Genomic DNA, 22,350 nt, shown 5'->3' with positions numbered 1-22,350 from the left:
TCATGAAAAGAGTTATTACATTACCAAGATTATGGAGACTTACTTTACTGTTGGTTGTTCTATTTGCCTTTCAAAATTGTGCGCAAGACAAATTGACCGAAACCACAGATGAAACGTTAAATATCACCGAATATTTAAAGGAGAACGACGACTATTCGATGTTTTTAGAAATATTGAATGTGACCAACTATGCTTCGTTTATGAATACCTACGGAACGTACACGCTTTTTGTGCCTAACAATGAGGCGGTAAAAGCCTATTTGCAAAATGTAGGAGCTAGTTCGGTAAAAGACGTGCCGTTGGCCGATTTACAAAATATGGCCAAGTTGCATATTTTAGATCAAAAAATAAACACCACCGATTTTACCGATGGAAAAATTGCTACACCTAGTTTATACGGTCAGTTTTTAATTACCGGAGCAACCAATAAAAACGGAACTTCGAGTATTACGGTTAACAAAGATGCTAATATAGTGCAACCAAATGTGGAGTTAGGTAACGGAATTATCCACGTAATAGACCATGTTTTACGTGTTGCCGATAAAACCTTGGCCCAAAGCATCGAAGAGAATCCTTCGTTATCCTTATTTACCGAAGCGTTAAAAGCAACTGGTTGGTATGAAAAATTGAACCATCCTTTAGTAGGAGAAGAGGCTACCAATCTAGAAAATTACCAATCGGTTTTAGCCCAAACAAATGCTGTTTTTGAAGAAGCGGGTTTTAAAACTTTAGACGATTTAAAAGCGCGTTACAGCCATTTAAAAGACCCGATGAATCCAGCGGATAGTTTGAATTTGTTTGTAAGTTACCGCGTGATGACCCGTTTGCAATATATGGCCGATATGGCTGTAACACCGGCCTTAGAAACCAAAGCACCACTTGAAATTATTAGTAGCAAGCTTAGTAAAGATACTTTATTATTGAATGAAGAAGTCTTTAATGGTGTGTTAGAAAAAGGAATTGTAGTAGACAGACCAAATAGCGATGTTACCGCTTCTAACGGTGTACTGCATTTAGTGAAAAAGAACTTTGCTATTAAAAAGCGTTTGCCAGCGCCCGTTTATTTTGATTTATGTGATCAACCTGAATTCAGAAAATTAACCTCTATTTTTAGAACTACTACTGGTGGAAGACAAGATTTGGGCAAAACGGATTTTACCGATATTACATGGGACGGTACAGGGGTAATTACCTACTATAAAGATCCAGCCCGAGGTGGAACGGTAGGTTACGGTTGGAATGGGGATGTGGTAGAAATTTACCGTTTTAGAGATGGGACGGTACAAAATATAGCCTTTAAAACACCAGTAATCATTAAAGGAAAATACAAAGTTTGGGTTTCTTATAGAACCAATGCCAGTAAAACAGGTTTAGTTAAAATGTTTTTTAATGGTAAAGAATTATCTCGCCAATTTAATGTACAAGAATATGGAAATGTTGATTCTAAAGTAGATGAAAGAGTGTTAGAGTCTCAAGGGTATAAGCGTTATACACAGCCATTTACGAATCGTTTTAATTGCAGATTACTAGGAGTGATTGATGTAGAAACCACTGGTAGACATACTATTTCATTCCAAAGTCAAGCCTCTTTTAGTAATCAAACTTGGTTGGATGTGGTAGAGTTTAGACCAATCGATATGGATCAAATTTATCCAAAGTTAAATGCAGGTACTTCTGGATTTGCACCTATACCATAAATAAAAAGGCCAAGCGAAATAATTAACTATAATCTAAAGTATTAAAATGACCATACTAAAATCAACATATAAAAAAATCCTAGTAGCCTTGGTAGCCATTAGTTGGGTATCGTGTTCGAGTCCGTGGGATGATCGCGAAGGCAGTAACGATCCTAATTTAAATGAAAACCTCAATGAGGCTATTGCCGCTACTCCCGAAACCACAACCTTTTCGCAATTGTTAATCCAATCGGGTTATGATAAAATTTTGGAAGCCTCTAAATCCTATACTGTTTTTGCTCCCACTAACGAAGCAATGCAATTGGTTGATGCTGCCATTATAAACAATCCCGAAACATTAAAGCAATTTGTAGCCAATCATATTACGTTGAGTGCCTATCCTTCGGTGCGTAAAAACGAAATAGATCGTTTGCAAATGTTAAGCGAAAAGTATTTGAATTTTACAGGAACCAATACCATTGGCGATGCACAAATTGTATCATCGGATCATTACGCCGCTAACGGAATTTTTCACGTGGTGAACAAAGCCTTAGGGCCAAAATTAAACATTTGGGAATTCATCAATTCTAAAAAAGAAACTTCGGCCATGAGTGCCTTTTTGGTTAGTTTAAATGATTTTAGCATTTACCCAGAAGATGCCGAGGCCAAAGAAACCGCCGAAGCCGGTATGTATGCAGATTCGCTTTCCAATTCCTATTTAAAAAATGTATACAACCTAAACAACGAGAAAAACGAGTACACTTTTTTCATGATGGAAGACGAAGGATATAACGCCGAAGTAGATGTAATGAAAAAGTATTTAACCAAAACCACGGCAGATTCTACGGCAACCTATGCCAGTTATTTCACGCTACGAGATATGGCGTTGCCAAAAGCGTATACCAAAGAGCAATTGCCAGAAGAAATTGTGTCGCGTTTTGGGGTTACCTACAAAATTGATAAAACGCAAATTGTGGGAGAACCTGTTTTAATGAGTAATGGTGTTTTGTATATCATGAAAAAAGTTGAGGTGGCTTTGGATAAGCGCTTAGTACCGACCATAATTGAAGGGGAAAGCACCAAACGAAGCTCTAATTATCCTGATTTTAACTATAAAATTTTGTACCGCGATAAAAAAGACCCCACACTAGGAGCGCCTAACAATGGTTTCTTTAAAGATGTATCCGTTCGTTCGCTTACGGTGGCTAAATTTACGTTAGGATACAGCGCTAAAGATTTTTACAGTACGACTTATAAAGTGTATTGGAGAGCCATTAATGATTTTGATAGCACTGTTTTTCAACAACAATTGCAAATAGGTCGTGTAACGAGTGTGGTTGACAATACCAATTATGTGAGCATCATTAAAACATTTGATTACGTGCCTGTTGAACGAAATAATTTTAAAGAAGTTTACATCGGAGAATTTACGCTAACGGAGGCTCGCGATCTTCAGAGGATATTGCTTATCGGTAATAACAGTACGGGTGCGGGTACCAACTCCTTGACATTAGATTATTTAAAATTTGAGCCTGTTATAAAATAATACACAATAAATCATGCTAAAAACTATAAAACTATCTTGCTTGGCAAGCTTATTCTTTGCAGGAGGGTTAGCAACGCAACTTCATGCACAAACCGTTAACGACTCTATTGAAGCTGCTGCTACCGGAGATAAAAAAGAAGCAAAAGCGCAAGTACATAAATTAAAAGGAATTTTGGTGCAAGGTATTGTGAAAGACGCAAAAACCAACGAAGGTATTTCGGGGATCAATGTTTCTGTAAAAGGATATTCGGCGGCCATTACCGAGGACAACGGTACCTTTAAAATAGAAGTTCCTAATCTCGAAGCCGTTCTTACCATTAGTGGTTTGGAATATCAAACCAAAGTTTTTGCACTTCGTAACAGAAATTCAGGTTTGCAAATTTACATGAACGAAGCCTATTATTCGACCAATTATTTAATGGCCGATATGCCAGCCGGCGAGCAAATGCAATACGAAAATAGCAAAGCGGCAAGTATTGTTAATTTCAAAAAAGACCAATGGTCCAACCCGATTAACGAGTCGGTTGGAGGTTTTTTACAAGGAAAAGCAACCGGTTTAACCAGTATTCGTAATTCGGGAACACCGGGTGCTGGAGCTTATTTAACCATCAGAGGATTCAACTCTTTATATGCCACCAACAAACCGTTGATTGTTGTTGACGGAATGATTTACGAAGACGATGAATACGGTTCGGGAATCGTACAAAATAACCTTACGTCGCCTTTAGCTAATTTGGATGTAAAAGATATCGAAGATGTAACCATCATTAAAGACGGTTCTTCGTTATACGGAACCAAAGGAGCCAACGGGGTAATCAATATTACCACCACACGTGCTACCGAGTTGACTACTAAAATTGACTTTACGATGTATGGCGCGTATAATCAGGAGCCAACACAATTGCCAGTTATGGGTGCTTCTGCTTTTAGAACCTATGTGTCGCAATTAGAAGCTTCAAAAGGATTATCGCCAACTCAAATAGCTGCTTTGCCCTATATGAACGATGATACTGCGTATCCCGATTATTACAAATACCATAACAATACCAATTGGCAAGATCAGGTGTTTAAGCCAAGTGCTAGTCAAAATTATTTCTTGAAAGTAAGAGGAGGGGATGATATTGCCAAATTCGGACTTTCGGTTGGGTATGTAGACAGCAAAGGAATCATCGAAAAATCGGAATCAAAACGCTACAGCACTCGCTTGAACGCGGCTTTAAAATTGACCGAAAAATTAAGTATGGATGCTAATTTGTCTTTTGTAAACAATTTACAGCAAACTTGGGATCAAGGATTGGCTTATAAAACAGCACCAATGTATTTGGCTTTGGTAAAATCACCTTTCTTAAACAGTAACGATGTAAACGAATTAGGAGAAGTTTCGCCTAATTTGGCCGATGTAGATAATTTCGGTATTAGTAACCCACGCGCTATTTTGGATAATGGTTTTGGAACTAATAATAATTACCGCTTTTTTGGTAATTTAAAATTCAATTATGAGATTAATAAAAATTGGGACATCAGTACGATTTTAGGATTGACATTTAACAAAGAACGAGAATCATTTTTTATTCCCGATTTAGGTGTGGCCGATATTGATTTGCCTACTACAATTGGTAAAAACCGTTCTGGAAGTGAGGTTCAAAACTACAACAACTTGTATACCGATACGTATGCTAGTTGGGTGAAAAATTCTAGCGAAGACCATCATTTTAATGTGCGATTCGGTTTAAGAACACAAAACAATAAATCCGAAAGCGATTTAGGTTTGGGTTACAATTCTTCTACCGACGATTTTACCAGCGTAGGAGCGGGGTCTAATTTATTGCGTTATGTTGGCGGTAATTTAGGAAAATGGAATTGGTTAAACGTATATGCCAACGGCGAATACAATTGGCGTAACAAATACTTTTTATCAGCTAGTTATGCAGTCGATGGGTCAAGCCGATATGGTGATGATGCCGATACAGGAAAAGACCAATACGCTTTAATGAGTGCCATTTCGGGTGCTTGGTTGATTTCGTCAGAAGATTTTATGAAAAACGCCAATGATATCGATTATTTAAAACTACGAGTAAGTTTCGGACAATCGGGTAATGATGACATCGGAAATTATACCGCTCAAAAATACTATGTGTCTCAAAATTTATTGGGTATGCAAGGTTTGGTTAGAGGAAATATTGGAAATCCAGACTTAAAATGGGAAACCGTTTCTAAAAACAATATTGGTTTAGATGCTGGTTTATTCAGAGAAAAAGTAAATATTTCTTTCGATTTGTTTTCGAACAAAACCAAAAACATGATTGTGTACGAAACTGTTGATGGCGCTACCGGATTTGATTATGTGGTAAACAACAGCGGTGCTATGCGTACTCGCGGTTTTGATTTGGGCTTCAACTCCCGTATTTTCAATACTCCAGATGTAACTTTTGATTTCGGATTCAACATCAGCCGATACAAAAACAAAGTAGAAGATTTACCAAATGGCGATATTTTGACTAATTTTTCAGGTGCTACTTATATCACTTCAGAAGGAAGAGATGCTAACTTGTTTTACGGTTTAAAAGCCGATGGGGTTTACAGCACAACGGCCGATGCAAGTGCCGAAGGTTTGTCAAGACGTTTGACCAATGGCGATTTGATTCCGTTTACTGGTGGTGATATGCGTTACAAAGACATGAACGGCGATAAAGTAATTGATAACAACGACCGCGTAGTGATTGGAAATCCAAATCCTGGCGTACACGGAAGTGTTACTACCAATGTAACGTATAAAAGATTCAGTTTAAAAGGCTTATTTACCTATTCAATCGGTAACGATATTTACAATGCTTTGCGTTACCACATGGAAAGCATGAGCGGTTACGAAAATCAATCGGTAGCAGTAGAAAACCGTTGGAGAGCAGAAGGACAACAAACCGATATTCCAAAAGCAGTTTGGGGAGATCCAATGGGGAATTCTGAATTTTCTAGTCGTTGGATTGAAGATGGTTCGTACTTGCGTTTGAAAACTTTGGTTTTAGGTTATGATTTTGCAGTAGAATCAAAATACGTAAAATACATTCAATTGTATGCAACGGCTAACAACTTAGTAACTTTTACCAAATACTTAGGTTATGATCCTGAATTTAGTGCTACTTCTTCCGTTTTCGGACAAGGAACCGATATAGGTTTAGCACCTCAGTTTACTAGCTACCAGTTAGGATTGCGTTTAGGATTATAGATTTATTAAAGAGAAAAGAAAATGATGACAACAATAAAAAAACAAACCCCAAAACAAGCCAAAACCTTTTTATGTGCTATGGTTTTAGCTTTTGGATTAAACGCATGTAGCGATTATTTGGATGTAGCTCCCGAAGACAAATTGATCGAAGAGCAAATGTACCAAAACGTATACGATGCCGATGCAGCCGTAATCGGAATTTATGGTAAGTTCATGAATTTGGCCGAAAAGTATGTGGTCTTAAACGAAATGAGAGCCGATTTAATGTCGACCACGTACAATTCTACGCCCTATTTGGAGCAATTGTCGGAGCATAATGTGTCCGATGATAATCCGTATATCAACCCGAAAGATTTTTATATCGTTATTCAAAACTGCAACGATGCTTTGCTGCATTTTGATCAAATGTTGGCCGAAAAACGTTTTACACAATCCGAATACGACCAACGTTATGCCGACATCGGTTGTTTGCGTACTTGGGTATATTTGCAATTGGGTATTCATTTTGGAAATGTGCCGTACATCACCAAACCTGTAGAGAATTTAGACGATTTAAAGAATCCTAATTTGTTTCCGAAATTGGCGTTTCCGCAATTGTTAGACGAATTACTTAAATTCACCGAAAACCTAAACTACAAAAAAATGTATGCTTCGGGTAGTAGTTTATTGGTTACCGTGGATGGGTTTAATACCGAAAAGTTTTTCATCAACAAAGAATGTTTATTGGGAGATTTAAATTTATGGAAAGGCAATTATTTACAAGCTGCTTCCTATTATAAAAATGTAATGGAAAGTACTCCAACAGGTGGAGCCAATACATTGGATTATTACCGTGTTAAGCAAGCAGAAGTCGTTACTAATGATGATTTAGCAGTAGGGTATTTGCGTGATTATTGGGAAGATGCTACCACTTTGGTAGATAGTGATACCAAAGGGTGGCGCTCTATTTTTGGCAGAAGTCGCGATGTATTATGGAATACCGAGTGGGTTTGGTCTTTGCCTTATACCAGCAATTTTGCACCCGCTAATCCGTTTATCAATCTTTTTTCTAAAACGGGTGGCAGTTATATGGCTAAACCTTCGCAAAGAGCTATGGATTTATGGAACAGCCAAGTTCAACAAAATAAATTCCCTTATGATGCACGTGGACCTAAGTTTACCTATAAAATGAATGGGAATGATCCGGTGATAAAAAAATACATTTACAAATTTGAGGCTGCGGCCGATCCGTTTAATAAAGATGGTGAATGGATGTTGTACCGTGCAGCCAAATTGCATTTGCGTTATGCCGAAGCAGCAAACAGAGACAAGCAGCACAAGATTGCGAATGCACTCTTGAATTTGGGTATAAATAATGCTTATACGCCTGCTGATTATGTAGCTGGATCAAGCGTAGCGGATATTCAACAAACAAAAGAACCATTTCCGTATGATTTTGATGCCCGTACTGGAGATTATCCTTATTTCAGAGGGCCTTGGCATAGGGGAGCTGGTTTAAGAGGAAGAGCCCGTTTAAATGCCTTGCCAGTAGTGGGTGATAGTTTGATTTCGATTGAAAATAACATTATTGATGAAGCGGCTTTGGAGTTGGCTTATGAGGGAAATCGTTGGGAAGATTTAATGCGAGTAGCATTACGCCGTAACGATCCTGCTTTTTTGGCCGACAAAATATACGAGAAGCTATCAAAAGACAACAATCCGCATGCTAGCGAAGTCCGAAGCAAACTTATGAATGTAAACAATTGGTATTTGCCATTTGTGTGGAAATAGTAGAATGTAGTTTTTTTATTAAATAAGTAGTAAACTTTTGTTTGTTTGAGCGTGGAGCAGTTGCCATAACTGCTTCGCGCTTTTTTTATTTAAAATAACTTTCAAAAAAATTAACATTTTTTTGGGTTAAGTATCTTTTTTGTATATATTTATCACATAATCGATTAAATACCACACTTTGTCGATTATTTAGAAAGAAATTAAGTTATTTTCAAAACAGTCAGTACGTATGAACCCAAATCTACAAATTGAACTAAGACGTTTTATATCTTCTAATGTCTTATCCAAGCTAAATAAGTTTTATTTCGAAAACGATGGTTTGTTAATTAAAACCATTGATACTGCAATCGCTACCGTTTTAGTGGGGATTTTTAATAAAATCAACGAAGAAGATTTGTATTTGGATACGCTGGAGTACGTAGCCGAATCGGATTTTTACAAAGAAATTGAGTTTGATGCTTCGAGATTGCTTTCGGTTGACAATTGTTATAAAACCTATGGCGATTCGATTTTATCACAACTTTTTGAAAATAAAAAAGAACGCATTACCGAAATGATTTCAAATGAAATTGGTGTGAAAAGCGAAACGGCTTGTGAGGTTTTTAATTTTGCGGCCTTATTGGTTTTTTCTTTTTTAAGCAATCAAAAACAAGAACTACCTGCCTTAAACGAATTGCTTCAAAATCAAAAAAGAGGCATTTTAAACAGCATTCCAGGCGGTATCAAAATAATACTAGGTTATTCGAACCACGAATATATAGAAGAACAAAATTCCCGAAAAATAGCCACTACTTCTATTTTTGCTAATTTATTTTCTTCAAAAGTATCCTAAAAAAAAATCCTGTTTCATTTTCTAAACAGGATTTTCTTTTTTTAAATATTTTTCAAATTGATGACTTCTTGATCGGTTAAAAAGCGCCAATTGCCTCTTGGTAAATTCTTTTTGGTCAAGCCAGCAAAAGATACACGATCAATTCGCAGCACATCGTATCCGGCATTTTCAAAAATAGCGCGAACCACTTTTACATTGGCCGAACGCAATTTTAATCCAATTTCGCTTTTCGGCTCGTTTTCAATATAACTCACTTCATCAACCGCAATTCGATGTCCGTCTAAAAAGACGCCCTTGCTTATTTTTTCCAAGTCTTCAAACTTCAAATTTTTATCTAAAGAAACCTGGTAAATTTTAGACGATTTTTGATTCGGAATAGTGAATTTACGAAGCATATCGGTGTCGTTAGTAAACAACAACAAACCAGTAGTGTTTTTATCCATACGCCCCACTGCTGCAATTTTAGCCGATGTCGCACCACGCACCAACTCTAAAACATGGCGGTGTTCCTGACCTTCGTCTAAAGCCGTAGTAAAGTTTTTGGGTTTGTTTAATAAAATGTATTCTTTTTTCTCCGGATTTAAAGTTACCCCGTCAAAGTTGACCACATCGGTACTTTTTACCAAATAACCCATTTCGGTAACTGGAACGCCGTTTACTTTTACATTTCCAGATTGAATATAAATATCGGCATCACGACGCGAACATACTCCCGAATTGGAAATGTATTTGTTTAAGCGCATTTCATCGGCTGCCTTTTGTCTTTTAGGAGCTTGATTGGGTTTTTTAGCTTCTTCTTCGGCTAGATTACCCGTTGGTTTGGCTTTTTTAGGGCCTTGTGCACGCTTGGGCATGGGCGGTTTGGGCTTGTTAGAGCTCGGTCTGGAGCTATTAGGTCTCGAGCCTCCTCTTTTATTATTGCCTTCCTTGTTGTTCATAAAAATGTAATTTCGTCATCATTTAGGGCTTATCGCCTCCGGTTGCAAAGATACCATTTATTCAGTATCAAAATAAAATTGCTTGACATTAAAAAAATTGGAATTACCAAAGACAATACCAATACAAATTCTTCAAAAATATTTAAACAAAGTTGGACATTAGCTCCCAATGATAAAGACATGATCGTGATGTACCATAAATTGGGTTACGAACTCAACGGCGAAAAGAAACAAATCGATTCGAAAATGGTTTGTTTGGGTGACGATCAAACTTACACCGCGATGGCAAAAACGGTCGGTTTAACAGTAGCTATGGCAACTTTACTCATTCTCAATAATAAAATTTCAACAACAGGAGTTCAATTGCCGATTACCAAAGAAGTGTACTTGCCTATTTTGAAAGAATTAGAACAATATGGTGTATTGTTCAGAGAACAAAAATTAAATTATTTCGGATACGATCCCGATAAAATAGTTACCCAATAATTTTAGATTTTTTTAGTTTGTTAATAATCCGCTTCTCCTGCCATAGAAGCGGATTTTTTTTACTTACTATACTTTGGACTGAATCGATATTGGTAGGCTGTACATGGTTTTAACAGCTTCACCATTCACTTTTCCGGGAACCCAATTTGGGCAAAGTTTTAATACTCTTACTGCTTCGTCACCCGTTCCATAACCAATGTCTCTTAAAATTTTGAAATCAGATAGTGACCCGTCTTTTTCAACCATGAAAGTAACATATACTTTTCCTTTTAGGTTTACATCATTTGGAGTGACAGGCATTTTATAATTTTCACCAACAAATTTATAAAAAGCTTCAATTCCTTCTGGATAGTAGGGTTTTTCAGTGAGCTCGGTTACGTTGTAAGTCGCCCCTTCTTCTTTTTTAGTTTTCTGATTTTTTGGATCGTACAAATCGATTTCTACGGTTTCAGGACCGCCTTTTTCTAATTTTTTTTCTAGCTCTTCTTTGGTAGGCGGGAACTTTAATCCGTCAAAGACATTTGGTGCTACATTTTGTTCTGCAGGCGTTAGCTCGTTGTATTTTTTTTCGGCAACAACTTTTCCTTTTTCATCTTTTATTTTAAAAGTGGTATTGCTATAATAGGTGTTGTACAAACCTGATTTTTTTGTTGTTTTTGTACTTTCTTGTGCAACAGTTTTGGTACAAAGCAAAAATACAATTCCTGATAATAGCGGAATTAAAAGTAGTTTTTTGAACGTACTTTTACTAGAAGAAGTGGATATTGTCATCATAATTAATCGTTTTTTAGTTACAGAATAGTTTAAATTACTGGCCAAGTAATAGGTTGGGTTCGCGCTTGCTTTGCTGAGCAACAAGTTTTGGTAAAACGGAACATTTTTATGGGATTGCACAACTTTCTCATCGGCTAGGAATTCGTGATTGAGTTGTATAGCTTTTTTATAATATCGAAATATCGGGTTGAACCAAAAAATAGTTTTTAGAACTTCAACAACCAAAATATCCAAAGTGTGTTTCTGATTGACATGAATGAGTTCGTGGGTAAATAATTCAGGTTCTATTTTGCGTTCGGTATAATCTTCTTTATTGATATAAATTTTGTTGAAAAACGTATAAGGTAAAGTGGGTTCTTCAACGAGAATAAGTGTAGCATTTTGAAGTGATAAAGTGGGATTTGTTTTTGATTTTTTAATAAGAGTATACAAATTTTTAATAAACCGAACGAAAAGCAGAAACGTAATCGCAGTGTAAAGCGCTAAAATTGAGAGTTGATAATAATTTGAACTATTTTCAAGTACGACAGTAGCAGTTCCTTGTTCAAAAGTTAGCTTTTGATTGGTTGCGATTGTGGTTACTTCCTGAACTATTTCAATTGTGATGAACGGAATAGTTAAGGAAATGAGTAGGCTGCCCAGCAAATAGAATCTATTGAATTGGTGTATTTTTTCTTTTTCTAGCAGTAAATGATAAACCGCTAGTAAAATACCCAATGAAATTGTCGATTTAAGTAAGAAAGCTATCATTTTTTCTTTTTTTGAATTTGACTGTCGATTATTTTTTTGAGTTCTTCCAATTCCAAAGTGCTTAAATTGGTTTCGGTAGTAAAGAAAGATGCAAATTGTGAAGCCGAATTATTAAAAAAATCTTTAATTAATCCGTTGACGTGTTTAGAGAAATAATCCGTTTTTTTGACTAAAGGAAAGTATTCTCTTGAATTTCCATATTCAGCATAAGCCACAAATTTTTTGTCAATCATGCGTTTTAGCAAAGTAGCAACGGTTGTTGTTGCTGGCTTTGGTTCGGGATATGCTTCTAATAAATCTTTCATGAAAGCTTTTTCAAGCGTCCAAAGATGTTCCATTAATTGTTCTTCTGAGTTGGATAGTTGCATGTTAATTTTTTTATTCGGTGTATGTTTCTTGTATCGGAATTCCTTTGTCATAAATTTTTGTACCTAATGGTACACCCTCGGAGTCGTAAAACTTCCATTCTCCAGTGGGTAGCCATTCAGATTTTATACTGTCTTTGTATTTTTTTTTCTGACCAGTAGCTCTGATTTTCCCAGTATTATGGTATTCGATTATAAAGCAGATGTCTTTTTTATATTTTTCAGTTAATGTTACTCTGTCTTTGTACGAATAGTTCCAGGTTCCTTTTTTCTCACCTTTTTTATATTTTCCAATGGATTTTGAAACTGTATTGAAAAATGTTTCTTCGGTTATCCATTTTCCTGTTTTTAAACCATTTTTAGTTTGGTTAATTTTACAACTACCAAAAAGTTGGAGTAAGAGAATTAAAGATACAATTTTACGCATAGTTAGTATTTTTTATTCTACAAAATAAGAATGTATTCTACAAATGTAGAGTAAAAAAAGTAATATCAAAATATTTTTGTAACTATTTTATAATTAAGTGGCTATGAAACGTGATTTTGTGGCAGGGGTCGGAGCAGCATCTCCCGATTTAGAAAAACCAGGTTTTTGGGTCGTAGATTAGGAACCACGTTTATAAACGCAAAGTTCGCAAAGCTTTATGCTGAAGCTTTGCGAACTTTTATAAATTTTAATTAAACAATCGTAGTAAACTTTGATCTAAAAACTACTTTGATAGCTCCACAAAATACTTGTAGAACAAGGGAATGGTTTCGATTCCTTTTAAGAAATTAAATATTCCGAAGTGTTCATTTGGAGAATGTATGGCATCGCTATCAAGACCAAATCCCATTAAGATAGTTTTGCTTTTTAACTCTTTTTCAAACAAAGCCACAATAGGAATGCTTCCGCCAGATCGTACCGGTATAGCAGGAACTCCAAAAGTTTCGGTATAGGCTTTATTGGCTGCTAGATAACCAATACTATCGATAGGTGTAACATATCCTTGTCCGCCGTGGTGCGGTGTAACTTTTACGGTAACTCCAGCTGGAGCAAGGCTTGTAAAGTGATTAGTGAATAGTGTTGTAATTTCTTCCCAGTCTTGATTTGGAACTAAACGCATCGATATTTTTGCAAAAGCTTTGCTGGCAATAACCGTTTTTGCACCTTCGCCAGTGTAGCCGCCCCAAATACCATTGACATCCAAAGTTGGGCGAATGGAATTTCTTTCGTTGGTTACATAGCCTGCTTCGCCATAAACCTCATGTAAGTCGAGCGCTTTTTTATAATCTTCTAAATTAAAAGGCGCTTTGGCCATCTCAGCTCTTTCTTCTAAAGACAACTCTTCTACATTATCATAAAAACCAGGAATGGTAATGTGGTTGTTTTCGTCGTGCAATTGGGCTATCATTTTGGCTAATATATTGATAGGATTAGCAACAGCGCCGCCGTATAATCCGGAATGTAAGTCACGATTTGGTCCTGTAACTTCAACCTCTACATAACTCAAACCACGCAAACCTGTGGTAATCGAAGGTTGTTGGTTGGAAATCATTCCAGTGTCGGAAATCAAAATCACATCGTTTTTAAGTTTTTCTTGGTTGTTTTCGACAAAGGTTTTTAAGTTGACACTTCCTACTTCTTCTTCTCCTTCAATCATAAATTTAACATTACACGGAAGCGAATTGGTTTGCATCATCAATTCAAAAGCTTTTACATGCATGTACATTTGTCCTTTATCATCGCAGGCACCTCGTGCAAAAATAGCACCATCAGGATGTTTTTCGGTTTTTTTAATAACGGGTTCAAAAGGAGGCGAAGTCCAAAGATCAATTGGGTCTGGCGGTTGCACATCATAATGCCCGTAAACCAAAACTGTTGGCAAATTGGGGTCGATTATTTTTTCGCCATACACTATAGGATAGCCTGCTGTTTCACAAATTTCTACTTTATCACAACCTGCCTTTTCTAAGCTTATTTTTACAGCTTCAGAAGTATCAATTACATCTTGTGAATATGCTGCATCGGCGCTCACCGAAGGGATTTTGAGCAATTCTATTAATTCGTCAATAAAACGGTTTTTATGTTGTTGAATGTACGATTTTATAATTTCCATTTCCATTTTTTTAGATATTTCAAAAATACAAAAAATCTAAAAACTATTTTTTTAAAAAAATCCTTTGAATGTTAGAAGATATGATTATCTTTGCACCCACAAACGCTAAATCATTCCTTCGGTTTCTTTAAGAAGGATCGAAAATGACAAAGCCATTTAAGCGGATATGGCGAAATTGGTAGACGTGCCAGACTTAGGATCTGGTGCCGCAAGGCGTGTAGGTTCGAGTCCTATTATCCGCACTTTAGAAATCCTTTAAACGTTTTAAGTAAACGGTTAAAGGATTTTTTTTTATTCAAAAATAGATTATCTAATCTTTTTGCATAATCCCCAATTGCAAAATTCGTGACTTTTAAACCTGATCCGTTTTGAAACTGATTCCTGATTTCTTTATTTTAGGAAAATAATAAAACCAAAAAACCCACTCGGTTTGAGTGGGTTTTTGTGGTACCTCCAGGGTTCGAACCAGGGACACATGGATTTTCAGTCCATTGCTCTACCAACTGAGCTAAGGTACCTTGCTTGTTGCGGGTGCAAATATAGAACGATTTTTAGTTTATCCAAAACAATTTTAAAAAAAAATCTATTCGTACCTTCGCTTTCACAAATAAGCAAATATGGTTTTAGCAATTGATGTGGGAAATACACGAATCAAAGCGGCTGTCTTTGAGGAGGATACTCTGTTAGAGGTTTTTGTTTTTCAGCCGGAACTGCTCCAAAAAGAAATTGAAAAAATTTTAAAAAAAAATAAAAATATGGCTCATTTGGTAGTTGCCTCGGTGGGTAAAATAGATAAAAAGGCTTTTTTGGAATGGGAAAATCGGCTCATAGTTCATTTTTTTAGTCATCAAGATGTGTTGCCTTTTCAAAATTTATATGCTACACCTACAACTTTAGGAGTTGATCGAATGGTTCTAGCTGCCGGAGCCACTTTGTTATATCCTAAGAAAAACAGATTAATTATAGATGCAGGAACTTGTGTGACCTATGATTTTGTAGATGCCGATGATCAATATCGAGGGGGAGCTATATCGCCTGGTTTGCGCTTGCGTTATGAAAGTCTGCATAATTTTACTGCTAAATTACCGTTGTTAGTAGTAGAAAAGCCATCCCATTTTATTGGTAATTCAACCCATCAGTCGATACATTCTGGGATAGTGAACGGATTGGTCTATGAGATTGCGGGATTTATAGATGAATATGCCCAATCGTTTTCAAATTTTATCATAATTTTAACGGGTGGCGATACAGATTTTTTGGCTAAACGATTAAAAAATACCATATTTGCCAATTCTAATTTTCTTTTAGAAAGTTTGAACCAATTATATCTATACAAGCTCAACAATGATTAAAAAAATTATAGTAAGCATAATCTTACTGATGTCTTTTGTTTCTTTTGCACAAGAGGGTACCTCTTCTCCTTATTCTTATTTTGGTATTGGCGATGTTCGTTTTAAAGGTGCTGCAGAGTACCGTGCAATGGGTGGTTTGGGTGTTGAAATGGATAGTATTCATTTTAATGTAGATAATCCGGCGAGTTATGCTTCTTTAAAACTTACTACTTTTTCGTTGGGTGGAACTTACGGAACTACCACAATAAAAGCGAAAGACCAATCGGATAGCGTAGATAAATTTACATTGGATTATTTAGCGGTTGGATTACCAATGGGTAAATTCGGGATGGCTTTTGGATTGTTACCTTATTCTTCGGTAGGTTACAAAATTCAATCTATTTCAGATGATCCTTCGGTTACTAGTAAAAGAAGTAACGGAAGTGGTGGTTTAAATAAGGTGTTTTTAGGAATGGGTTATATGATTAGCCATGGGTTATCGGTAGGTGCCGATGTTCAATATAATTTTGGTAAAATTGAAACATCCAGTGTAGAGTTTATTCCGACAGTGCCAATTGGATCGCAGCAACAAAATTCGGCCGAATTATCGGGTGTGAATTTTAATATGGGTGTCATGTATGAGCGCAAGTTGAAACAAAAGCTTAACTTTTACGGAAGTGCTAGTTATGCTTTTTCGGCCAACGTTAATTCTGATAATTGGAGTCAAATTTCAACCGGTTTTTACGATGCCAACTTCAACTTTACCGTTGTAGATAGTTTGCCTTCTTCTCGTTCAAAAGTAGGTTTAAAAGTACCTGGGAAATTTACTTTCGGTGCCGGTATTGGTGAAAAAAGAAAATGGTTAATTGGAGCGCAAGCCACTTTTCAGGGAGCATCCGAGTTAGAAAATCCGACCAATGTTTCCAATATTTCTAGTGTGGTTTATAATAACTATGCAAAGTATACAGTTGGGGGTTATTATATCCCAAATTACAATTCCTTTTCCAGTTACTTTCAACGAATTGTGTACCGAGGTGGTTTTCGTTATGAAAAATCAGGTCTGATTATCAATTCGGAAGAAATAAATGATGTTGCGCTGACATTAGGAGCTGGTTTTCCAATTGTGGGTACTTTTTCTAATATTAATCTTGGTTTAGAGTTGGGTAAAAAAGGAACAACCAATTCGGGCTTGGTTCAAGAAAACTACTTTAATATCAGTTTAGGCTTTTCTCTTAATGACAAATGGTTCCGAAAAACCAAATTTGATTAATCCCGTTATGGTTTTGGTTTGATTTAAAATGGATTAATTTTACACATGATTCAATTAAAAAATACCGTTTTATTCCAAATCGTTATGGCGTTGGTTGTAAGTCTGTTTTTGAGTTGTGAAAGCAATTTCAAACAGGTGCAAATGATCAATTATAGCGAATTTGTTCCGGCTAGTGATGCCGATTCAATTGAGGTTAAATACACCGATTCGGGTCGCATTTCGGGAGTGATGAAAAGTCCTAAAATGTTGGATTATGCCAATGTAGCTTTTCCTTTTACCGACTTTCCAAAAGGAATTGATGTTACCTTGTATGATAAAAAAGGAAAACGTACCTTTATCGTAGCCAATTATGCCATTTCGTATAAAAAAACCGGAATAATCGATTTGCAAGGCAAAGTAAAAATTACTTCCGAAACGGGTCAGCAATTAGAAACCGAACAATTGTTTTTTGACCAAAAAAACGAATGGTTTTATACCGAAAGAAAATTCAAACTTACCGATAAAGCAAAAGGAGTTTCTTTTGGGCAAGGAATAGATTTTAGCAAAGATTTTAAAATTGTAAACTCGCAACGCATCAGCGGTGAGTTGGAAGCAGAAGAATAATTATGAGATATTTAAAATATACTACCTACGTTTATTTGTTTTTTGGACTTTATTTCGTTTATGACGGAATTGTAAAACTGTCTCATGAAGATACTACTTATTGGTTGAGTTTTGCAATTGCAGCAATGGGTATTGCCATGTTTTTTGTGAGAAGAAGATTTGCTAAAAAGATGGAAGATCGCAATAAAAAATCCTAAGAATGGAGATTAGTATTATTATACTATGCTTGATTTTTTCGGCTTTTTTTTCCGGAATGGAAATAGCCTATATTTCTTCGAATAAAATATTTTTAGAGATTGAAAAAAAGCAGGAAGGGTTTCTTGCTACCATTTTAACCAAACTTACCGAAACACCTTCCAAATTTATTGCCGCTATGTTGATTGGTAATAATATTGCATTGGTTGTTTACGGTTTTTTTATGGGCGATTTGCTCATGCGATGGATTGAAGCTTCGGGTTATCACTTTTCCGATTTTGTTGGTTTGCTCATTCAAACCGTTCTGTCTACTTTTCTGGTTTTAATTACGGCCGAATTTTTCCCTAAAGTTTTTTTTCAAATTTATGCCAATACTTTAATCAAGATTTTGGCTGTTCCGGCTTACGTTTTTTACCAACTCTTTTATTATATCGCAACTTTTTTTATCTGGATTTCCGATTTTTTTCTGAAACGTTTCTTTAAAACCGAAGGCGATCAAGTTCAACTTTTTTTTTCGAAAGTTGAACTCGGGAATTACATCACCGAGCAAATGAGCACGGTAGAGGATAATGAAGAAGTGGATTCCGAAATTCAAATTTTTCAAAATGCTTTAGAATTTTCTGGAGTGAAAGCCAGGGATATTATGACACCGCGAACCGAAATTGCTGCCGTTGATATTCTAGATACTGTGTCCGATTTAAAAGAATTGTTTGTAGAAACCGGCTATTCTAAATTATTGGTTTGCAAAGATAATTTAGACGATATTTTGGGTTACGTGCATTCGTTTGATTTGTTTAAAAAACCCCCAACCATACAATCGGTTTTGATTCCGGTTGAATTTGTTCCCGAAACTATTTTTATAAAAGATGTACTGAATCTTTTAATTAAAAAAAGAAAAAGTGTAGCCGTTGTTTTAGATGAGTACGGCGGAACATCGGGTATGATTACGGTTGAAGATATAGTCGAGGAACTTTTTGGCGAAATTGAAGACGAGCATGATTTGGATGAAGAATTAATCGAAAATCAAATTAGCGAAAATGAATATTTGTTCTCTGCTCGCTTGGATGTAGAGTACATAAACGAGACTTTTAAATTGGAAATTCCCGAAAGCGATTCTTACGGAACTTTGGGCGGATTTATCGTAGATCATACCAAAGAAATTCCGCAAATCGGGGAAGAAATCACCATCGAAAATTATCATTTTATCATCGAAGAAGCCATAAACAAACGCATTGAATTGGTTCGGATGATTGTAAAAGAGTGATTTTTTTTAAAAAATAAAAAAATCTTTTAAAATAAAACGCTACTTGTGTTATTATTAACTAGATAATTGTATTTTCGCAAACTGAATATAAAATTAACAACAATAAAAATGGCAGTTTTAGCAAAAATTAGACAGCGTTCGGCTTTATTGATAGGGGTTATCGCACTTGCATTATTTGCATTTATAATTCAAGACCTTATCGGAAAAGGAACATTTAGTCAAAGTTCAAAAGATGTTGGAAGCATCAATGATAAAGGTATTTCGTTTGAAGATTTTAGACTTAAAGTAAGCAATGTAGAAAAAAGTGGTCAAGGAATGACTTCAACCGAAGCTGCTAACCGTGTTTGGGATCAAGAAGTATCAATTGCATTACTATCATCAGAATTCGAAAAATTAGGATTGCAAGTAGGTGAAAAACATTTGATAGAAGTATTAAAAGCAGATCAAAATATTGGAGGAAATCCAATGTTTTTAAATGCCGCAGGTATGTTTGATGTTAATAAATTCAAAGAATTCTTCAAAAGCAACCCTGAGCAAGCGCAATACTTAAAAGAAAGAGAAAAAGATGCTGAATTAAATGCGAAATTTCAATTGTACAATACCATGATAAAAGCAGGATTGTATACTACAACCGCCGAAGGGAAATTACGTTACAAAATGGAGTCGGATAAAGTGAGTTTTGCTTACGTAGCCGGTTTGTATTCTTCTATAAAAGATAGCGAGGTGAAAATTAGTGATTCGGATATTACGGATTATATGAAAAAGAATGAAAAAAAATTCAAAGCAGATGAATCTCGCGAAGTAGAATATGTTGCTATTGAAGACAAAGCATCTCCTGCAGATGTTGCCGATATTAAGTCGAAATTGAATGCATTGTTAAACGGAAGTGTTGAGTACAACCAAACTACTGGTAAAAACGATACTTTGGCTGGTTTTAGATCGACAAAAAATATTGCTGAATTTGTAAATTCAAATTCAGATGTTCCTTATGATTCAACCTATATCCCTAAAAACAGTTTGCCAGCTGTGGATGCGGACAAGTTGTTTAATTTGGCTCCAGGCGAAATTTATGGTCCTTATACTTTTGGAAACTATTTGTGTATTTCGAAATCATTAGGAAAAAAGAATGGTGTAAACGTTAAGGCAAGCCATATTTTAATTAGTTACGAAGGAACTCAGGTTCCAAACCAAAAACAAAAAAGAAGTAAAGAAGAAGCAAAAGCAAAAGCCGAAGAAATTTTGGCTCAAGTTAAAGCAAATCCAGATAATTTCATGATGTTGGCTTTTACATCATCTGATGATTCTTCTGCACAACAAGGTGGTGATTTGGGTTATTTTGGTCCAAACCAAATGGTAAAACCGTTCAATGATTTTGTGTTCAATAATCCAATCGGAAGTATTGGTTTAGTAGAAACTGATTTTGGTTACCACATCATCAAAGTTACCGATAAACAAGACGGAATTCGTTTGGCAACAATTGCTCAAAAAGTAGAACCTTCAGATGCTACTTCTGATAAAGTATTTGCTCAAGCAACTAAATTTGAGATGGATGCAGCTAATAAAGATTTTAATGCTTTAGCTAAAGAAATGAAATTGACAGTTGCAGCACCCGTTACCGTAAAAGTGATGGACGAACGTTTTGGACCAATTGGTAACCAAAGAACGATTGTACGTTGGGCTTTTGATAACGAAACCAATGTAGGTGATGTAAAACGTTTTGAAATTGCGAACGTAGGTCACGTAATTGCTAAATTGAAAAAAGTAAATAAAGAAGGTTTAATGCCAGTAGATCAGGCGCGTGTTTTTGTTGAGCCAATTTTAATCAAACAAAAGAAAGCCGAAATGCTTAAAGCTAAAATGAGTGCTTCTTCAATCGAGGCAGTGGCAAAAGCAGTTGGCAATACGGTTTTAGAAGCTAACGATCTTACCTTAGCTAACCCGATGTTAACGGGAGTTGGTTTAGAACCAAAAGTGGTGGGTACCGCTTTGGCTTTATCGGCTAATAAATTATCAGCACCAATTGAAGGTAATACTGCGGTTTATGTAGTTAAAACAAAAAGTGTTGCAAAAGCTCCCGCGGTTAAAGATTATACTACTTATGTAAATACCCTTAAAGGACAAAGTGCTTCAGATGCTGGTAGAGTGCTTCCTGCATTAAAAGAAAATGCAAAAATTGTAGATAACAGAAGTCAGTTTAACTACTAAGAACTTATCATCTTTATAAAAGGTAAAAGCCGAAACGTTTTAAAATGTTTCGGCTTTTTTTATGAACTATTTTGATGTAAAATATCTGTTTTTATAAAATCATTTGCTCGTATGTCAAAATGGTTTCAAAACCTTTATTCTGAAAATATGCCGTCGGATTACTTGTGGCCACAACCAAGACAAAGTCACCACCCCAAGCACCTAAGCTTTTAATTTCCCCTTCAAAATCAGAAAAATATTGGGTTTTTACAGTTTCAACTTCCAATAAGTTGCTTAACGTTTTTTCATGTTTGAACAGGATTTCGGCAAGAGCTTTAGCGTTCGGCGCTTCTAAAACTTGTTGGGTTAAGCCATTTATTTTGGTTATGACTTTGTTTAAATTGGATTTTTTGTTTTTGTGATAGGCACTAATTGCCGCTTTGCTATTTTGTTTTTGATTGAGGTAAACAAAATAGAGATTTTCCGAAAAGGAAGGTTTGTATTCAATTGCTTTTACCCTTGGTTTATGATCGGTAATTTGGTACAAAATGGCAGTATTGTGTTGTGCGCAAGCAATGTCGTAGCCGCTACCGCCAAAGCTATTTTGAAGCAATTTAAAGGCATCTACATGAGCCCATTGAGCAATATTGTTAATTAGAGTCGAGGACGTTCCTAAACCCCAATTTCGAGGAAAGGTTAAATGCGTTTCAATATCAAAACCTTGATTAGGTTGGAGGAAATTTGGATTTAGTTGCTTTGCTTCGTATAAAATAGTAAGCAATGTGCTTTTAATGCCTTCGGCGGAATTGTTATCTTGAAGTGCTATATCTTTTGTTTCAAATGTAGTTTCAAACCAAACATTGCCATCTGCATCAAAACTTTTCCAGCTAATATGATTGGTGTTGTTGGGATTTACAACTAGGTTTTGGCCTTTTTTGGTAGGTAAACCCAATGCCATTGCACCGTCTAAAACGAGATATTCGCCTGTAATTAATAATTTACCGTTGCTATAAAAAGTTTGTTGCATGTTTTTTTGATTCGAAT

The 22,350-nt window shown here is 35.8% G+C and carries 17 protein-coding genes, 2 tRNA genes and 1 pseudogene; 13 read left to right on the top strand and 7 right to left on the bottom strand.

The window, feature by feature from the left end:
* Positions 1-2 precede the first annotated feature (2 nt).
* The 5 genes from I5M07_RS12750 to I5M07_RS12730 all read left to right on the top strand — a co-directional run bounded on the left by I5M07_RS12750 (position 3) and on the right by I5M07_RS12730 (position 9,047).
* Positions 3-1,697, top strand: coding sequence for a fasciclin domain-containing protein (locus tag I5M07_RS12750; RefSeq protein WP_200106830.1), 1,695 nt, complete (start codon positions 3-5; stop codon positions 1,695-1,697).
* Between the two features lie 46 nt (positions 1,698-1,743).
* Positions 1,744-3,222 carry a fasciclin domain-containing protein gene (locus I5M07_RS12745; protein WP_200106829.1) on the top strand — a complete coding sequence of 493 codons (1,479 nt, stop codon included), beginning with the start codon at positions 1,744-1,746 and terminating at the stop codon, positions 3,220-3,222.
* 40 nt (positions 3,223-3,262) lie between these two features.
* Positions 3,263-6,445 (top strand): SusC/RagA family TonB-linked outer membrane protein, encoded by a 3,183-nt coding sequence (locus I5M07_RS12740; RefSeq protein WP_233622058.1) that lies wholly within the window; start codon positions 3,263-3,265, stop codon positions 6,443-6,445.
* Positions 6,446-6,466: 21 nt separating this feature from the next.
* On the top strand, positions 6,467-8,215 hold the full coding sequence (locus I5M07_RS12735) for a RagB/SusD family nutrient uptake outer membrane protein (protein WP_233622057.1): 1,749 nt from the start codon (positions 6,467-6,469) through the stop codon (positions 8,213-8,215).
* Positions 8,216-8,444: 229 nt separating this feature from the next.
* Positions 8,445-9,047, top strand: coding sequence for a DUF937 domain-containing protein (locus tag I5M07_RS12730; protein WP_200106827.1), 603 nt, complete (start codon positions 8,445-8,447; stop codon positions 9,045-9,047).
* 41 nt (positions 9,048-9,088) lie between these two features.
* On the opposite strand, the gene I5M07_RS12725 is transcribed toward I5M07_RS12730, so the two are convergent.
* On the bottom strand, positions 9,089-9,985 hold the full coding sequence (locus I5M07_RS12725) for a pseudouridine synthase (protein WP_200106826.1): 897 nt from the start codon (positions 9,983-9,985) through the stop codon (positions 9,089-9,091).
* Between the two features lie 91 nt (positions 9,986-10,076).
* Here I5M07_RS12725 and I5M07_RS12720 point away from each other — a divergent pair.
* Positions 10,077-10,471: pseudogene (locus I5M07_RS12720) on the top strand (saccharopine dehydrogenase C-terminal domain-containing protein); the annotation flags it as partial.
* Positions 10,472-10,537: 66 nt separating this feature from the next.
* On the opposite strand, the gene I5M07_RS12715 reads toward I5M07_RS12720, so the two are convergent.
* The 4 genes from I5M07_RS12715 to I5M07_RS12700 form a co-directional block, all read right to left on the bottom strand.
* Positions 10,538-11,995: a M56 family metallopeptidase gene (locus tag I5M07_RS12715; protein WP_200106825.1), complete on the bottom strand. Its 1,458-nt coding sequence runs from the start codon at positions 11,993-11,995 to the stop codon at positions 10,538-10,540.
* Positions 11,992-12,363: a BlaI/MecI/CopY family transcriptional regulator gene (locus I5M07_RS12710; protein WP_200106824.1), complete on the bottom strand. Its 372-nt coding sequence runs from the start codon at positions 12,361-12,363 to the stop codon at positions 11,992-11,994. Before I5M07_RS12710 ends, I5M07_RS12715 begins: the two co-directional genes overlap by 4 nt.
* A gap of 10 nt (positions 12,364-12,373) precedes the next feature.
* Positions 12,374-12,787 (bottom strand): hypothetical protein, encoded by a 414-nt coding sequence (locus I5M07_RS12705; RefSeq protein WP_200106823.1) that lies wholly within the window; start codon positions 12,785-12,787, stop codon positions 12,374-12,376.
* Positions 12,788-13,070: 283 nt separating this feature from the next.
* Positions 13,071-14,459 carry a dipeptidase gene (locus I5M07_RS12700; RefSeq protein WP_200106822.1) on the bottom strand — a complete coding sequence of 463 codons (1,389 nt, stop codon included), beginning with the start codon at positions 14,457-14,459 and terminating at the stop codon, positions 13,071-13,073.
* Between the two features lie 160 nt (positions 14,460-14,619).
* On the opposite strand from I5M07_RS12700, the gene I5M07_RS12695 reads away from it, so the two are divergent.
* Positions 14,620-14,701 (top strand) — tRNA-Leu (locus tag I5M07_RS12695).
* A gap of 203 nt (positions 14,702-14,904) precedes the next feature.
* Here I5M07_RS12695 and I5M07_RS12690 read toward each other — a convergent pair.
* Positions 14,905-14,977: transfer RNA gene (locus tag I5M07_RS12690), tRNA-Phe, on the bottom strand.
* Positions 14,978-15,076: 99 nt separating this feature from the next.
* Between I5M07_RS12690 and I5M07_RS12685 the strand changes: the two genes are divergently transcribed.
* From I5M07_RS12685 to I5M07_RS12660, 6 genes are all read left to right on the top strand, one after another.
* Positions 15,077-15,811, top strand: a complete 735-nt coding sequence (locus I5M07_RS12685; RefSeq protein ID WP_200106821.1) for a type III pantothenate kinase — start codon at positions 15,077-15,079, stop codon at positions 15,809-15,811.
* A complete protein-coding gene (locus I5M07_RS12680) occupies positions 15,804-17,060 on the top strand; it encodes a hypothetical protein (RefSeq protein ID WP_200106820.1) in 1,257 nt (418 codons plus the stop codon). Before I5M07_RS12685 ends, I5M07_RS12680 begins: the two co-directional genes overlap by 8 nt.
* Before the next feature lie 45 nt (positions 17,061-17,105).
* Positions 17,106-17,663 carry an LPS export ABC transporter periplasmic protein LptC gene (gene lptC, locus I5M07_RS12675; RefSeq protein ID WP_200106819.1) on the top strand — a complete coding sequence of 186 codons (558 nt, stop codon included), beginning with the start codon at positions 17,106-17,108 and terminating at the stop codon, positions 17,661-17,663.
* Between the two features lie 2 nt (positions 17,664-17,665).
* Complete coding sequence (locus tag I5M07_RS12670; RefSeq protein WP_200106818.1) at positions 17,666-17,860, top strand: hypothetical protein; 195 nt, start codon at positions 17,666-17,668, stop codon at positions 17,858-17,860.
* Positions 17,861-17,862: 2 nt separating this feature from the next.
* Positions 17,863-19,122, top strand: a complete 1,260-nt coding sequence (locus I5M07_RS12665; RefSeq protein ID WP_200106817.1) for a hemolysin family protein — start codon at positions 17,863-17,865, stop codon at positions 19,120-19,122.
* A gap of 108 nt (positions 19,123-19,230) precedes the next feature.
* Complete coding sequence (locus tag I5M07_RS12660) at positions 19,231-21,327, top strand: peptidylprolyl isomerase (protein ID WP_200106816.1); 2,097 nt, start codon at positions 19,231-19,233, stop codon at positions 21,325-21,327.
* A gap of 91 nt (positions 21,328-21,418) precedes the next feature.
* On the opposite strand, the gene I5M07_RS12655 is transcribed toward I5M07_RS12660, so the two are convergent.
* Positions 21,419-22,333, bottom strand: coding sequence for a GYDIA family GHMP kinase (locus I5M07_RS12655; RefSeq protein ID WP_200106815.1), 915 nt, complete (start codon positions 22,331-22,333; stop codon positions 21,419-21,421).
* Between the last annotated feature and the right edge of the window lie 17 nt (positions 22,334-22,350).

This window comes from Flavobacterium agrisoli (assembly GCF_016522065.1).
GTDB classification, from domain to species: Bacteria; Bacteroidota; Bacteroidia; order Flavobacteriales; family Flavobacteriaceae; genus Flavobacterium; species Flavobacterium agrisoli.
The sequence above is the reverse complement of the archived record's forward strand: the minus strand, read 5'-3'. Positions and strand labels throughout refer to the sequence as shown.

What these genes read in the sequence shown, in the direction of transcription:
- I5M07_RS12750 (WP_200106830.1), top strand. Translation starts at nt 3, where the DNA reads ATGAAAAGAGTTATTACATTACCAAGATTATGGAGACTTACTTTACTG.
- I5M07_RS12745 (WP_200106829.1), top strand. Translation starts at nt 1,744, where the DNA reads ATGACCATACTAAAATCAACATATAAAAAAATCCTAGTAGCCTTGGTA.
- I5M07_RS12735 (WP_233622057.1), top strand. Translation starts at nt 6,467, where the DNA reads ATGATGACAACAATAAAAAAACAAACCCCAAAACAAGCCAAAACCTTT.
- I5M07_RS12730 (WP_200106827.1), top strand. Translation starts at nt 8,445, where the DNA reads ATGAACCCAAATCTACAAATTGAACTAAGACGTTTTATATCTTCTAAT.
- I5M07_RS12725 (WP_200106826.1), bottom strand. Translation starts at nt 9,985, where the DNA reads ATGAACAACAAGGAAGGCAATAATAAAAGAGGAGGCTCGAGACCTAAT.
- I5M07_RS12715 (WP_200106825.1), bottom strand. Translation starts at nt 11,995, where the DNA reads ATGATAGCTTTCTTACTTAAATCGACAATTTCATTGGGTATTTTACTA.
- I5M07_RS12710 (WP_200106824.1), bottom strand. Translation starts at nt 12,363, where the DNA reads ATGCAACTATCCAACTCAGAAGAACAATTAATGGAACATCTTTGGACG.
- I5M07_RS12705 (WP_200106823.1), bottom strand. Translation starts at nt 12,787, where the DNA reads ATGCGTAAAATTGTATCTTTAATTCTCTTACTCCAACTTTTTGGTAGT.
- I5M07_RS12700 (WP_200106822.1), bottom strand. Translation starts at nt 14,459, where the DNA reads ATGGAAATTATAAAATCGTACATTCAACAACATAAAAACCGTTTTATT.
- I5M07_RS12685 (WP_200106821.1), top strand. Translation starts at nt 15,077, where the DNA reads ATGGTTTTAGCAATTGATGTGGGAAATACACGAATCAAAGCGGCTGTC.
- I5M07_RS12680 (WP_200106820.1), top strand. Translation starts at nt 15,804, where the DNA reads ATGATTAAAAAAATTATAGTAAGCATAATCTTACTGATGTCTTTTGTT.
- lptC (WP_200106819.1), top strand. Translation starts at nt 17,106, where the DNA reads ATGATTCAATTAAAAAATACCGTTTTATTCCAAATCGTTATGGCGTTG.
- I5M07_RS12670 (WP_200106818.1), top strand. Translation starts at nt 17,666, where the DNA reads ATGAGATATTTAAAATATACTACCTACGTTTATTTGTTTTTTGGACTT.
- I5M07_RS12665 (WP_200106817.1), top strand. Translation starts at nt 17,863, where the DNA reads ATGGAGATTAGTATTATTATACTATGCTTGATTTTTTCGGCTTTTTTT.
- I5M07_RS12660 (WP_200106816.1), top strand. Translation starts at nt 19,231, where the DNA reads ATGGCAGTTTTAGCAAAAATTAGACAGCGTTCGGCTTTATTGATAGGG.
- I5M07_RS12655 (WP_200106815.1), bottom strand. Translation starts at nt 22,333, where the DNA reads ATGCAACAAACTTTTTATAGCAACGGTAAATTATTAATTACAGGCGAA.